This is a genomic window from Pseudomonas sp. HS6-2 (assembly GCF_049325675.2).
Taxonomy (GTDB): domain Bacteria; phylum Pseudomonadota; class Gammaproteobacteria; order Pseudomonadales; family Pseudomonadaceae; genus Aquipseudomonas; species Aquipseudomonas putida_N.
Window position 1 is genome coordinate 1991446 of record NZ_CM143906.1, and the last position, 14935, is coordinate 2006380.

Annotated in this window: 7 protein-coding genes; 5 read left to right on the top strand and 2 right to left on the bottom strand. The window is 62.2% G+C overall.

Going from position 1 to position 14935, the window contains the following annotated elements:
• Nucleotides 1-42: 42 nt before the first annotated feature.
• Nucleotides 43-870 carry a phosphonoacetaldehyde hydrolase gene (phnX, locus tag ACOKS3_RS09270; RefSeq protein ID WP_103446649.1) on the bottom strand — a complete coding sequence of 276 codons (828 nt, stop codon included), beginning with the start codon at nt 868-870 and terminating at the stop codon, nt 43-45.
• A 35-nt stretch (nt 871-905) separates the two neighbouring features.
• Nucleotides 906-2012 (bottom strand): 2-aminoethylphosphonate--pyruvate transaminase, encoded by a 1107-nt coding sequence (locus ACOKS3_RS09275; RefSeq protein WP_422763277.1) that lies wholly within the window; start codon nt 2010-2012, stop codon nt 906-908.
• 113 nt (nt 2013-2125) lie between these two features.
• On the opposite strand from ACOKS3_RS09275, the gene ACOKS3_RS09280 reads away from it, so the two are divergent.
• The 5 genes from ACOKS3_RS09280 (at nt 2126) to ACOKS3_RS09300 (ending at nt 14931) form a co-directional block, all read left to right on the top strand.
• Nucleotides 2126-2989 (top strand): LysR substrate-binding domain-containing protein, encoded by an 864-nt coding sequence (locus ACOKS3_RS09280; RefSeq protein ID WP_422763278.1) that lies wholly within the window; start codon nt 2126-2128, stop codon nt 2987-2989.
• 38 nt (nt 2990-3027) lie between these two features.
• Nucleotides 3028-4050 (top strand): AraC family transcriptional regulator, encoded by a 1023-nt coding sequence (locus ACOKS3_RS09285; protein ID WP_103446652.1) that lies wholly within the window; start codon nt 3028-3030, stop codon nt 4048-4050.
• Between the two features lie 77 nt (nt 4051-4127).
• Nucleotides 4128-8678, top strand: a complete 4551-nt coding sequence (locus ACOKS3_RS09290) for an NEL-type E3 ubiquitin ligase domain-containing protein (RefSeq protein WP_422763279.1) — start codon at nt 4128-4130, stop codon at nt 8676-8678.
• A 53-nt stretch (nt 8679-8731) separates the two neighbouring features.
• Entirely contained in the window at nt 8732-13162 is a 4431-nt protein-coding gene (locus ACOKS3_RS09295) for an NEL-type E3 ubiquitin ligase domain-containing protein (RefSeq protein WP_422763280.1), read from the top strand.
• 122 nt (nt 13163-13284) lie between these two features.
• On the top strand, nt 13285-14931 hold the full coding sequence (locus tag ACOKS3_RS09300; protein WP_103446655.1) for an AMP-binding protein: 1647 nt from the start codon (nt 13285-13287) through the stop codon (nt 14929-14931).
• Nucleotides 14932-14935: the final 4 nt, after the last annotated feature.

The window sequence follows — 14935 nt, forward strand, 5'->3', positions numbered from 1 at the left end:
CGCATTCGCGGGTAAACCCGCGAATGCCCACGCACCGATCTATCAGAAGGACTGCGGCATCTCGCCCTTGGCCAGGCGGCGATTGATATCGGCAATTACCTCTGGCAAGTCGTTGATGGTGTCGATCAGGTAGTGCGGTCGCGAGCCAGCAAACAGTTGGTGAATGCGCTTGCGCTCGCTTTCCAGTTTCTCCGCACTCAGCGCCTGGTAACCTTCCCAGGTCAGCCCCAGGGCATTGCCCGAGCACACCAGGGCCACGGTCCACATCCCGGCGCGGCGGCCTTCGAGGATGCCCGGCACGGTGTCGTCGACCTTTACGCACGCCGCCACATCATCGATCCCAAGGGCAATCACGTTGGCCAGGGCCTGGGCTGGCCATGGGCGGCCATTCGGGGTTTCGTCGGTGGCCACCACGTGGTCGGCGACGTAGCCGTTTTGTGCTGCCAGCTCCACCACCTTGTCCATCACCACCTTCGGGTAGCCCGAGCACGAGCCGATTTTCAGGCCGTCCTGGCGCAAGCCGGTGAGGGTGTCCAGGGCGCCGGGGATCAGTGCCGAGTGCACGGCGATCTTCTCGATCTGCAGTGGCATGAAGCGATTGTAGATGGCGGTGACGTCATCGTCGCTCGGGGTGCGGCCGAACACCTTGCGGTAGCGCTCGGCGATCTCCGGCACGTCGCACAGGGTTCGGATGTGGTCCCATTTGCCCATGCCCATCGGGCCGCGGGCTTCTTCGATGGACACCTGTACGTCGAACTCGGCGAAGGCTTCGACGAAGATCTGGGTCGGGGCGAAGGAGCCGAAATCGACCACGGTGCCAGCCCAATCGAGGATGGCGGCTTGCAGCTGGGTAGGATTGCTGTAGTTCATGTGCGCTGATTCCTGAAGTCGGGTGGGCAAAGGGGTTAGATGTCCAGCACTTCCATTTCCCGCAGCACGTCGGCCACGGCATTGACGGCGGCCTGCATGCCATCGGCTCCGACCACGCCGATGCAGCCGACGCGGAAGGTCTCGACCTGGGTCAGCTTGCCCGGGTAGAGGATGAAGCCCTTGGCCTTGACCCGCTCGTAGAAGTCCTTGAACTGGTAGCGGGCATCGTTCGGCGCGTGGAAGGTGACGATGATCGGTGCCTGAATCTCGGCCGGCAGGAAGCTGCGCAGGCCAATGGCGGCCATGCCGTCGAGCAGGGTCTTGCAGTTGTCGGCGTAACGCTGATGGCGTGCTGGCAGGCCGCCTTCCTCGTTGTACTGTTGCAGGGCTTCGTGCAGGGCCGCGACCACGTGGGTCGGTGGGGTAAAGCGCCATTGGCCGGTCTTGGCCATGTAGGCGTGCTGATCGTGCAGGTCCATGGCCAGCGAGTGGGCATTGCCTTCAGCCGCGGCCAGGGCGGTTTTCTCGGCGAAGACGAAGCCCATGCCTGGCACGCCTTCCAGGCATTTGCCGGAAGCGGCGATCAGCGCCTCGAAGGGGATTTGGCGGGCATCGATCGGCAGCGCACCGAACGAGCTCATGGCGTCGATGATCAGGCGCTTGCCGTGGCGTTTGATCACCTGGGCGATCTCCGGCAGCGGGTTGAGGATGCCGGTGCTGGTTTCGCAGTGGATCAGCGCCACGTGGGTGATGGCCGGGTCGGCGGCGAGCAGGCGGTCGACGTCGGCGGCGGTGGTCGGCTGGTCTTCGGCGGTTTCAAAGGTGCTGTAGGTGCGGCCCAGCACTTTGCAGATCTTCGCCAGGCGCTGGCCGTAGGCACCGTTGATCAGGACCAGGACCTTGCCGTCACGTGGCACCAGGGTGCCGATGGCCGCCTCCACGGCGAAGGTGCCGCTGCCTTGCAGGGGCACGCAGTGGTGGCTGGCGATGCCGTCGATGATCGCCAGCAGTTGTTCGCAGACGCTGGCGGTCAGTTGGTTGAAATCGCGGTCCCAGGAGCCCCAGTCCACGAGCATGGCTTGGCGGGTGCGGATTGATGTGGTCAGGGGACCGGGGGTCAGCAGAATCGGGGCGTTGCTCATTCCGTTTTTTCCTCACAAGCAGTGGGCTGAAACTACGGGGTCTAGGTTGCAATTCCCGCTCTCATCAATCAAATTGTTTGTTGTTATCCGAGCTATAAGTCAGGCCGATAGATATGAATCTGTTCCAGCTGCGCGCCTTCGATGCCGTCGCCCGTGAAGGCAGCTTTACCCGCGCCGCCGCGCGCCTGTTCATCAGCCAGCCGGCGGTGACCGGGCACGTCAAGGCACTCGAGGAGCACTACCAGATCACCCTGCTGCGGCGTACTGCGCGGCGGGTCGAGCTGACCGAGGAGGGCACCCGCCTGGCAGCCATCACCCGGGCCATGTTCGGCTTGGCCGAAGAGGCCCAGGCCATGCTTGAAGCCAACCGGCAGCTGCTGACGGGGCGCCTGGAGGTGGCGGCCGATGGCCCGCACCGGGTCATGCCGATGCTGGCGCTGCTGCGTGAGCGCTACCCGGGCATTACCGTCAACCTGCGCCTGGGCAATGCCCAGGAGACCTTGGCGGCATTGCTCAGCGAGCATGCCGACGTCGCGGTGCTGACCGAGATCGAGCCACGCAAGGGCTTGTACCTGCAGAACCTCTGCGAATCGCGCCTGTGCGCCTTGCTGCCGGCCGGCCACGCCTGGGCACAGGTGGACAGCGACCTGCCGTTGGCAGAACTGCACCAGCAGATCATGGTGCTGCGTGAGCCCAGTTCAACGACGCGTCGCACCTTCGACAAGGCCTGCAACGCTGCCGGCGTGCAGCCGCGGGTGCAGCTGGAGCTGGATAGCCGCGAGGCGGTGACCGAGGCGGTGGCGTCGGAGTTGGGCATCGGTGTGGTGTCATCGACCGAGGTGGCCAATGATCCGCGGGTGGTGGCGCGGCCTCTGAGCGGCCAGGGCCTGCTCAACCAGCACATGGTTGGCTGCCTGGAGCGGCGCCGCGAACTGCGCCTGATCCAGGCGTTCCTGGGCCTGGCGGCCAACCTTTGAGCCAGCCTAAGATGCCTGCATCAGCAAATGGAATGCCTATGAGCGAAAAAGACACCATTTCCATGCAGCTGGTACGTGAGGCACTGCTGCAGACCTGCCCCGCCGGCGAGCCAGACACCGGCTTGCTGGCGCGGGCAGGCATCGCTGTCGAACACCTGCATCTGCCCGAGGCGCGGGTCAGTGCCGATTCCTATGCCCGGCTCTGGCGCTTGCTTGCGCGGCGCTGCAACGATGAGTTCTTCGCCATGGACCCGCGCGGTCTGCGCAGCGGCAGCCTGGCGTTCATGTGCCGTGCTGGCATGGGGCAGCCGACCTTGGGCGCCGGCCTGGAAACCGTGCTGGCGTTTCTTTCGCTGATGCTCGAAGACTTGCAGCCAAGCCTGGTACGCCAAGCGAGCCTGGCCGAAATCGTCATCAACGAGCCACGCGACCGGCCGCGTCGCGCATTTACCTATTTCACCTTCTGGATGATCGTGCATGGCGTGGCCTGCTGGCTTGCCGGGCGGCGCATCCCGATCCTGGCCATCGATCTACGCTGTGGCGAGCCACCGTTCTGCGACGACTACCGGGTGATGTTTTCGCAGAACCTGCAATTTGAGCGCCCGCGAACGCGCATGATCATCGCCGCCGACTGCCTCGAGCTGCCGCTGCGACGCAGCGAGGAGGAACTGCAGCGCTTTCTGGCGGAGGCGCCGGGCAACATCCTGGTCAAGTACCGAGACCCGGCCAGCCTCGGGCGGCGTATTCGCACCGACCTGCTGCGCCAGGACCCCAGCCACTGGCCCGATGGCGACAGCCTGGCGCGGCAGTTGTGCCTGTCGCCCTCCACCCTGCGCCGGCGTCTGGCTGAAGAGGGGCAGAATTACCAAGGGTTGAAGGACAGTGTGCGGCGTGAGCTGGCGATCGCCTGGCTGAGCCAGCATGACGCGGCGCTGGGCGATATCGCTGTGCGCCTGGGCTTTGCCGACAGTAGTTCGTTCTACAAGGCGTTCCGTAAATGGTTCGGTTGCAATCCAGGGCACTATCGCGCGCTGATCCAGTCACGTGGTCCGGGGGGATGATGGGCGATTAATTCCGTGTTCCTGGCGCCAGCGTATGGAAGCAGGCTGGCAGGTCGAACAACCCTGAGGATTCGACCATGGCCAAAACGAAGGTGCACTCGAAGCTGCAGCACCTCGCGCAGGATTTTATCGCTGAGCAATTGCCCGGCTGGCTGAAGAACGCCACTCAAGCACAGCTCGGATCATTGCGCGCCTGCATGAGTGCGCATTTGAAAAGTCAGAAACACATGGCTGCGGCTTCGCAGCAACTGCTGCCGCTTGACCGGTTTGCTGCGCAAAAGCTTGAGCTGGCCATCAGGCAACAGCTGGCGCTGGACATTGACCTGTTCAAGGTCAACTGGCATGAACAGCGCCGACGCTTCTCGGTTGCGCCGGGCCGCCTGCCTGAGGACGACGACTACTTTGTGACGATGCCTGCCTTGCAGAAGCTGTTGCAGAACTTCCATGAGGGTGAAACGTTCTACGCGCAGACAGCGCTGACCGATGCAACGGCAGCGCCCGGTGAGCCGGAGCGGGTGGTCTCGCGGCGTATCGACGATATCGTCAGGCTTTGTCGCAGCGTTGATGTTGGCAAGTCCTATCAGGAGCACCTGAAGCAGGTCTTGACGAGCGCTTTCGAGCGTCAGTTGGCTACGGACAAACGCCAGGAACTGGCTGTGGCAGTCGAAATCGCCGCCATCAAAGGGCAGTTGACGTATAGCGACCAGAACATGTTGCGCCAGGTCGCTCAGGGACGACCTGCACAGCTGCCTTTGGGCTTCGAATTGTCCATGGGCGACCTGCAGTTGCTGGGACAACGCGTGGACGGGGCAGTGGCGTTCGAATTGGTGGGGACACCAGCAGGTCTGCCAGGGCTGGTCTTCAACCCCAGGAAACTGCTGGGGGTACTGCTGTATTTGCCAGACGACGCAGAGCGGCCATTGCGCCGTTTCGATGACTGGGCCACGGCGAACCTTGCCTTGGTCGCGGCGATGCGCGATGACCGGTTTCGTAAGGCCATTGCCCGTCGTATCGCGCTGGCCGGGCAGCCCGAGTTCTTGATAACCCTGGGCAAGCGTCTGCGGGATCCCAAGCCGGATCTGGAGCCCAGGCGAGTAGCCGAGAACGGTGAGGGTTTTGCAGCGCTGGCGGCAGGGCATGTACAACGCATCAAGGACGACGCTGCATTGCTGGCCGTACCGACGGCGCAGGCCGATGCCAGCGCCGCTGCCGAGCGTTTGCGCCAGCTGAAGGCGGTTGGACTGGTGCTGGTGAATCTGGCGGGTTTGTTCGTTCCGGGTGTCGCCGTACTGCTGTTGGCTGACCTGGCCCGCCAGGTATTGAGCCAAGTGTACGAAGGCGTCAGCGACTGGGCGCAGGATCACCAGCACGAAGCACTGGAGCACCTGCTTCAGGTTGCCTCGACAGTGGCGGCAGGGGCAGCCATTGCAGGTGGTACGCAGGCGTTGCGCAGCGCCTTCGTCGACCGGCTGGAGCCAGTAGTGACCGAGGCAGGCGGGAAACGCCTGTGGCAGCACGATCTGCAGCCCTACGAGGAGCGGGCGTCATTGCCCCCTTTGAAGGAGTTGGACAACGGCCTGCTCAGTGACGGCAAAGCCCATTGGTGGCGCTGTAACGGTGTGCTTTACCGGGTAAGGCGCAATGGCGCAGGTACCTGGCGATTGTTGCATCGTGAAGGGGCGGGCGTGTTTGGCCCTGTCTTGGAAAATAATGGAGAGCGCGCCTGGCGGATGGTCTACGAGCGGCCATTGGAGTGGCAGGGGACGAGCCTGCTGCTCAAGCGCCTGTGGCCGGATGCAACCAAATTGAGCACTGAACGGATCAGCCAGATCTTGGCCGTCGCGGATGTCGATGAAGCTCATCTGCGTGGTCTGTTGGTTGAGCGACGGCCTCTGCCGGTCAGGCTCCGCGATACCCTGGAGCGCTTTGCCGTCGACGCAAGAATCCATGATTTTTTCGCTCAAATCGGGGCAGGAGGCAACGATACCGAGGCCTTGCAATGGTGTATCGACAGGCTGGGTTTGCAAGACCAAAGCCTGGCAGGGCAGATTGAGTCGATCCAGGCATCCAGCGAAGCGCTACGCAGTCCAATGCTGGAACATTTCGCCAAGGCTTACCTGGCCGATGAGCCGCTGCTAGCCACATTGAAAGCGGCCTTCCCAGGGCTTGCGGATGCCTACGCCCTGGATTTGCTGAAGAACGCCAGTGTCGAGGTACGGCAACGACTGACCAGCGAATCCCGTGTGCCGCTGGCGCTGGCGGAACAGGTGCGCGGTATGCTCCAGGAGGCTCGCTTGACCCGGGCGCGCGAAGCACTCTACCTGCGCAGCAGTTACCATGCCGATGTCGTCACCCTGGTGTTCTCCTTGCTGCGGCGCCAGAGCCTGCTGCCCGGAGAGATCAACCTGGTGTTGCGCGAGCGCTCCAGTGGCGGGGCGGTACTGGAGCGGCTGTTCCCTGAAATGGGCGGTGCGCAGCCGCTGACGGTCATGGTCAGGGCCAATGGCGCATTTGCGCTCTTCGACGAGGCGGGACGTGCCAGCGAGATCGAAGTCGCAGAGCCACAGGGATTGTTCGAGGTGCTGGCTGCCTGTCTGCCACCCGCATTCATGCAGCGTCGAGGGTGGGCCGGCGAGGACGCTGCAGAGCGCATCCGTTCAGCCATGCAGCGTGCGTTGCCAGGGGATCGACGGGCGTTGATCAGACTGCTTGGCTGGCTCGAAGCCAGGCCTGTTGGATCTTCCTTGCACCGATTGCGCGATGGCCGCTTGGGTTATCTGCTCAGCGGCCGGGGCGCCCCGGCGGGGACTGAGGGGCGGATTCTGCGGCAACGGATTCGTGGTCTGTACCCGTCGTTCGATGAGGCAGCAGTCGATCGATACCTGCAATTGCTGCTCAATCAGTCAGGGTCGGCCTATGCCATCCTGCTGCGCCAGGAGCAGGAATATCGAGCGCTTGAAGAAAGCCTGCAGCACTGGCGAAACGCAGTCAGCGCTCCTGAACGGGGACGCAGAGGCGCAGTTGCAGATATATTCCTGCGGGCGTGGCGGCTGGAGGGTGAAGAGGCTTTCTACCGCAACGGCCAACCTGCTGGCTTACGGATCAGCGTGCTGGGCATACCGGCACGTAGCCTGCCGCCGATTCCTGTCGGTACGGACTTCGGCCACATCACCGACATGGCCCTCGTGGGGATGCGGCTGGAGGCTCTGCCAGCCGGGTTCCTGAGGCACTTTCCTGAACTGCGACGACTGGATCTGAGCGACAATGCCTTGAGTACGATCCCGGATGATCTTCATTGGTTGACTGCGCTGCGTCATCTGCGCCTGGCCCGCAATCAGATTCGCATGAGCGAGGGACAGGTGAATGCGCTGGCCGCTCTGGGCCGCCTGCGCACGCTGAACCTCAACGAGAATAGACTGGGCTCGATCAGCCTGCGCTTCAACCAGTTATCCCGCTTACGGGAACTCCATTTGTATCGAGCTGGATTGCTGGCAGTGCCGAGCGGCCTTGAGTGGTGTGGTCTGCTGGAGTATGCCGACTTGAGCCACAACCAGATTTCCAGCTTGCCTGAGGTACTGCTCGATGCTCCGTTGGCCCTGCGGCAAGTGGTCCGTGTGGCGCATAACCCGCTGTCGGTGGCGGACCTTGAGCGGTTGTATGCACCCATTCCGGCACCTGCGAATCTGCCCCCGCTCGAGGACAACTTGCAGGTGCAAGCGATCCTCGATGCCAGGAACGCCTGGCTCGACACACTGGCCGCACCCGAGCAAGTGTCCAGGGCTGAGCAGTGGGACGCCTTGCAGGGGGAGGCAGGCAGCACTCAATTCTTCGAGTTGTTGGTAGAGTTGACTGACACGTCTGACTTCCGTCTGGCACGCGACGACCTTTCGCAAAGGGCCTGGACCATGATCCAGCTCGCACATGACGATTCGCGCATAAGAACGGAGTTGTTCGAACGAGCGGCTGACCCTCGTACCTGCGTCGACAGTGTGGCGCACTGCTTCAGCCAGCTGGAAGTGCGCATGCGGGTGCTACAGGTGACGTTCGGGCAGGAGCCACTGGCTTCGAGGGATGCCCGCTTGCTATTGGCTCAACGCATGTTCCGTCTTGACCAGGTGGAGATGTTCGCCCGCAGCGATTTTCAGGGCCGGCTTGCCAAGGGGCGTCGTGTGGATGAGGTCGAGGTCAGCCTGGCTTACAGGGCGGGCCTGGCGGAGCGCCTCAATCTTCTGGGACAGCCGCGGACCATGGAGTACCAACGGCTTGCCGAGGTGACGCAGGTTCATCTTGATCGGGCATACCGAGCAGTTCTGGCTGCCGAAACGGGCAGTGAGCGGATTCGCTACATCAGCCAACGCGACTTCTGGACACCCTACCTCCGCGACAGATATCCCGAGGCTTTTGCGCAGATCGCCGAACGTTTCGACACAAAGATGGATGCGCTGGACGATGAGAAAGAAGCGCTTGGCAGTAGTGCATATGTGCAGCGTTGCGAAAAGCTTCGGGATGATCGAGAGCAAGCTTTGGCTGCACTTGCCTTGAAGCTCACCCAGGATGAATTGAACATGACCTCGTCAGGCAGTTCCCGCACGTCGGGTGGCAACGAACCGCTTCCTCCTGCATCCTGATCTGAGTATTGGACAACATGATTGGCATTCATCCGAATGCCAAAGAGCCAATCATGTCGAACCCAGTAACCAAGATCGATCAATTCATCGAGGCCAAATTGCCTGACTGGCTCAAGCGAGCATCAAGAGGGCAAATCAAGGCCCTGCGGACCAGCCTTGACGCACATCACGCCAGCCAGGCGCGGTTGCGTGGCCTCACGCTCGAGCTACTACCAATTCCTCAGTTCGCCGAGCAGCACCTGGTGGCGCTGCTCGATAAGCCTTTGCCCGACGGCCAGCCTTTCGGTCAACTTGAGTGGCTCCTGGTGGCGCCACGCTTCGGCAGGTTGCCAGGCTCCTTGCAGCAGACTTACGAATACAGCCAGAAACGTGAGAACGGGTTGTTACGGCTCATGCGCAATTTTGCCGCAGGTACCACTTACTACGATGGTACCGGGCTGGTGTCGCCGGGGCGCGATCAACCTTTGAATGGACCACTTGACGCATTCATCAAGAAATGCCGCGAGCTGGATATCGGCACGCGTTATCAAGAGAAACTGGAGCAGATCTTTAATCCCAGAACGCAGGCAATACTGGTCGAGGATAAACGTGCAGGGCTCAAGCTTGCGATCGAGTTGGCTGCGTTGAAGGGGCAGATCAGTGCCGATGTGCAAATTGCCTTGCGTGAGATCGCAGATGATGGGCAGGCGCATCGGCAGGAGGGGCTGACAGCTGATCCCTGTCTCCTGGCGGCACTGGGGCAGCCGGTGGCCGATGGCTTGTTGATTCCATTGCGCGACAGCGCGAGGGCTGACAGGGGCATCGTGCTCTACCTTCCCAGTGACCCGCAGCAGGCGCTGCGACATTTCGACAATCGTGTGTCCCTTGAAAGTGCCTTGGCGAACCTGCTGCAAAAGGCCGATTACCGTCAGTACTTCACGCAGTTGGTCAGCCTCGAGCACCGTGCAGATTTTGTCACGCTGCTGGACACTCGCCTCAAGGACGCCCAGCCTGACTTGGAGGTCGAGGGTCGCAAACAGCCCGATAACATCTTCTCGCAACTGGCTGCCCTGCAAATTCAGCGGGTCAAGGATGACGCGCGAGTGTTGCTGGTAACCAGCGCCGATGCCGATAGCGCGGCAGTGCGAGCCAGGCATGCGAAATGGGAAGCGGCAGGCCTGGACCTGGTGAACTTGGCAGGGTTCTTCATTCCGGTGGTGGGCGGGCTTTTGCTGGGTCAGTTGGTTGCTCAGACGTGCTTGGAAGTATTCGAGGGGGTGAGAGACTGGTCGAGGGGCCGTCAGCATGAAGCGCTGGGGCATCTGCTCGGGGTTGCCGAGACCTTGGCGGCCACTGCAGCCACTGTGGTGGGTGTCAGTTACGTGCGTAGCGCCTTTGTCGCTAGTCTGGAACCTGTAAGCCTGGGGAAGGGGGGCGGGCGGCTGTGGTGTTTTGATGCCGAGAATTATCGGTCATCCCCAAGCGATATCGATTTGCTCGAAGACGGGCGTTATGGCGCCGGTGGACGTGGTTGGATTCAGGTCGATGGACGTTATCAGGAAGTGCATCAGCCTGTTCCTGACGGCCCCTATCGATTACGTCATGTTGCAGGCGATGGCAGTTACGGACCCGTAGTGCTCTACAACGGCGAGCGCGGATGGCGCCTGTTACGCGAGCACCCGCTGGCATGGGAGGAGCCTGTGCGCATGCTCGATGCGCTTTGGCCGCAGCATCCGCCAATTGACCAATTACAGTCAGAGCACATCCTGCAGGTGGCAGGCGTCGATGAGGACGAATTACGCGGTGTTCTGGTGGAAAACCGGCCAGCCCCGGTTAATCTCAGGTACGCCCTGCGTGCTTTCCAGGCACATGCGCGCATTGAAACATTCTTCAAGCGAATTCGCCTGAAGGCGCTGATGCCAGCCGACAGTGAACTTCTGGCCTGGAGTGAGGGCCGCGCGGGGGGCGGTAGCGGGTTGGAGCAAGTATTGGCCCATGAAGTTGAATTGCGCCCGCAGTTGTTCGCTCACTTGACGCAACAACCATTTGCACAAGACCCACTCAGCGTGTTGGTCGCTCGGGACTTTCCGGGTCTGCCTTCGTCGTACATGAGCGAAGTGCTACGCCAGGCTACTGACCTTGAGCGTGACATGGCAAAGGTCGAGGGCCGCTTGCCAATTTCGTGTGCTGACAATGCCCATTCGCTGCTGCGCCTGGCACGGCTGAACCGGGCGCTGGCAGGCCTCTACCTGAGTACGGGCTACTGCGATGATACGGGGGAGCTGGTGCTTGCCTTACTGGATGGCCTGGAGCTTGAAGGCGTCAGCATCGACTTGCGCGAAGGGACGGTGGATGGACGCTCGATCAAGCTTGTAGGCAATGGCGGGCAAGGTGAGCAGGACAGGCTGCTGGTGCGCAGTAACGGCCGCTTTCAAATTTACAACGGGCTGGGCGAGGAGCAAGTGTTCAAGCCAGCTGACCCTGGCTGCATCTTCGAGGCAATCTATGCAGCGCTTTCACCCGAGCAGCAGGCCGCCAACGTCTCAACTGGCCAGTTGCGCGAGCAGCTGCTGGCACTTTTACCCGCTTCGCACTGGGGCATCAGCCGCATGCTGCGCAGGCCGGAGCAACGCCCCTGGTTCAACCCGGGTCGTCGCCTGGATGATGGGCGGGTAGGGTACCCGCTCAGTGGCCATCCTTCCGCTGGCCCCAGGAGTGAGCAGGCGATCATTCGCGATCAGCTGCGCGCCCTTTATCCCGGCCTGAATGAGCAAGCGATCGAGGATGAACTGGCACGCCTGCAGCAAGGCGAGCGACCGGTACTCGAGCGTCTGGTGGAGTTGCAGGACGATCATGATCAGCTCGTGCAACACCTTAACCGCTGGGTGAGCGCCGAGCTGCAGGAAGGTCGTCAGAACGCGCGCCGGTTGACAGCGGACAGTATCCTGCGGGCATGGCGGCTGCAGGGTGAAATCGTTCCGGCAAGTGCGGGGCAAGCACAGGGGCAACGCTTGTCGCTCAGGGGTAGTCATCTGCGGACGCTTCCGCAGCTACCGCCGCAGATCGACTTTCATCGCATCACCATGCTGAGCGTGAGCGATACGCAGGTCAGCGATGTTCCGGTTGACTTCCTGCGTCCGTTCACCGCCGTGACCGACTTGAACCTCAGCAGCAACCATTTGCTGCTCATGCCAACGGGCATCGCTCATCTCCCGCAAATCCGGGTGCTGCGCCTGGCACACAATCAGATCCGGCTTAACGCACAGGCAGTCGAGATACTTCACGGCCTGCCCAACCTGGTTCATCTTGACCTGAGTCACAACCGGCTGGAAGGGCTGGACCTGCGACTCCACCACCTTTCCCAGCTGACTACGCTCAACCTTCGCCATTGCCGGCTGGGGGGATGGCCTGAGCGCCTGGAGCTTTGCGGTCTGCTCGAACGTGCCGACCTACGTGACAACAGTATCCGCACAGTGCCGCAGGAGATCCAGCAAATGCCCTACGCATTCCGGCGCGTAATGCTGGTGCAAGGCAATCCGTTGTCGGCCATGCAACTGCGTCAGTTGTATGCGCTTGAGGTCGTTGAAGAGCATGGGCACTTGCCTGAGGCTTCCGGGCCGGTAGATCTGGCCCGGGCCCGCACGCTCTGGGTGGCGCATGTGGATGCAGCCGTTCAGGCAGGGCGCGAGGCGTTGTGGCAGCGGCTGCTGGATCAACCCGGGAGTTCGGGACTGTTCAGGCTTCTGGCCCGCCTGGAGTTTACTGCGGACTACGAGCAGGCGGGGGAAGGGCGAACTGCGCTGGCCGAAGGTGTGTGGACGTTGCTGGAGGCGCTCGATGAAGATCCGGTGCTCTGTCAGCGGGTCCTGGTGCGCGCCAGCCTGCCGTCGTCTTGCCTGGATGCCGTCGCCAGCCGCTTCAGCGCACTTCAGGTCCTGGTAAGGCAGGCCCAAGCCGAAACCGAAGCCCTCAACCCTGAAAACAGGAGCGTGCTGTTGGAACTCGGCCGCCAGCTTTTCCGCCTGGAGCAGCTCGAAGGGGTCGCCTATCGGGATGGTCGGCAGCGCCAGGTCGCCGGTGAGCATTTCGATCAGTTCGCACTGGGATTGGCCTACAGGGTGCAGCTTCGTAGTCGCTTGAATTTGCCCTTCCAGCCTCATGCCATGCGCTATCCCGACACCGCCGAGCTGACTGCGACGCAGGCTGAGGCGGCTTTGCGGCGGGTCGAGCAAGCGCAAACGCTGGAAACCCTCACCGATAACCTGAGCCAGCGAGAGTTCTGGCGCCGCTACTTGCGTCAACAACACGTCCTGATGTTCGAAGCAATCAGTACGGACTACAACCAGCGCTCGATCCAGTTGCAGGCCGAGCGGCCCGGCTTGTCTGCAGAACAATACGATGAGCGGCTCAGCCAGCTGCGACGCCAGGAGGTCGACGATGTCGAGCGCCTGGTCAGCAGCCTCACCGAGTCCTACTTGCGCGCTGGCGAACGCGCAGAAGGTTGAACAGAGGCTGCCAAACCGGTCATCCAGATTGACAGCTTTGGCCATTGCCGCGTTTGGCAGGCAGCGCGAACATCGTCGGACCGATGGTTCAACTCCAAAAACAAGAAACCAGGAGTCCGACGATGCGCGATTACGCCGAGGCAGCTCGTGCGTTCGACCATGCCCAAGCCGCTGCAGCGGCGTTGCATGGCGACCTCACTGCCCTCAATGCCTGTGTCGAATGCTGTGACCGCCATGCTGGCGACGGCAAGCTGGCGCTGATCTACGAGGACCGCGATGGCAATGGCGTGCGGTACAGCTTCGATCACCTTCAGGCTCAAGCCGCCCGTTTTGCCAATGTCCTCAAGGCACAGGGCGTAGAGCCCGGAACCCGGGTTGCCGGGCTGATGCCGCGTACGCCCGAGCTGCTGATCACCATCCTTGCCACCTGGCGCCTCGGGGCGGTGTACCAGCCACTGTTTACCGCGTTCGGCCCCAAGGCGATCGAGCATCGACTGGAACAGTCGCACGCCCGTGTCGTGGTCACCGATAGCCACAACCGCGTCAAGTTGGATGATGTGCACGCTTGCCCGGCGATCATCACGGTCAATTCCCGCGACGGCGAACTGGACTTCCAGCAATGCCTGGACAGTGCAGCGGACGTCTGCGAGCCGGTGATGCGGGCGGGCAACGACCCGTTCCTGCTCATGTTCACCTCGGGTACCACTGGCCCGGCCAAACCGCTCGAAGTGCCGCTGCGCGCCATCGTCGCCTTCCAGGGCTACATGCGCGACGCCATCGACCTGCGTCCCGAAGACAACTTCTGGAATCTGGCCGACCCAGGCTGGGCCTATGGCTTGTATTACGCCGTCACTGGCCCGCTGTCGCTTGGCCATGCCACCACCTTCTACGATGGACCGTTCAGTGTCGACAGCTGCGCCCGGGTGATCGCCAAGCTGGGCATCACCAACCTGGCCGGTTCGCCCACGGCGTATCGGTTGCTCATTGCTGCCGGCAATGACTTTTCGGCCCCGATCAAGGGCCGCCTGCGGGTGGTCAGCAGTGCTGGCGAGCCACTGAACCCGGAAGTGATCCGCTGGTTCGCCGACGAGCTGGGCGTGACCATCCACGACCACTATGGCCAGACCGAACTGGGCATGGTCTTGTGCAACCACCATGGCCTGGCGCATCCGGTGCATCTGGGTTCGGCTGGCTTCGCCATCCCGGGCCACCGCATCGTGGTGTTGGACGAGCAGGGCAACGAACTGCCGGCCGGTCAGCCAGGCATTCTTGCCGTGGACCGCGAGCAGTCACCGCTGTGCTGGTTCGCTGGCTACCATGGCCTGTCAACCAAGGCCTTTGTCGGCAACTACTACCTCAGCGGCGATACCGTCGAGCTTAACCAGGATGGCAGCATCAGCTTTGTCGGTCGCAGTGACGACGTCATCACCACCTCCGGCTACCGGGTCGGCCCGTTTGACGTGGAAAGCGCGCTGATCGAGCACCCTGCGGTGATCGAAGCGGCGGTGATCGGCAAGCCGGACCCCGAGCGTACCGAGCTGATCAAGGCTTTCGTGGTGCTGGCCAGCGGTTATCAAGGCACTAACGAGCTGGAGGAAACCCTACGCCAGCACGTGCGTCAGCGGCTTTACGCTCACGCTTACCCCAGGGAAATCGAATTTGTCAGCGAGTTGCCCAAGACCCCAAGCGGCAAGCTGCAACGTTTCATCCTGCGTAACCAGGAAGTCGCCAAACAACAAGCGCAACAGGCCACCCCTGCCAGCGCCTGAAAAG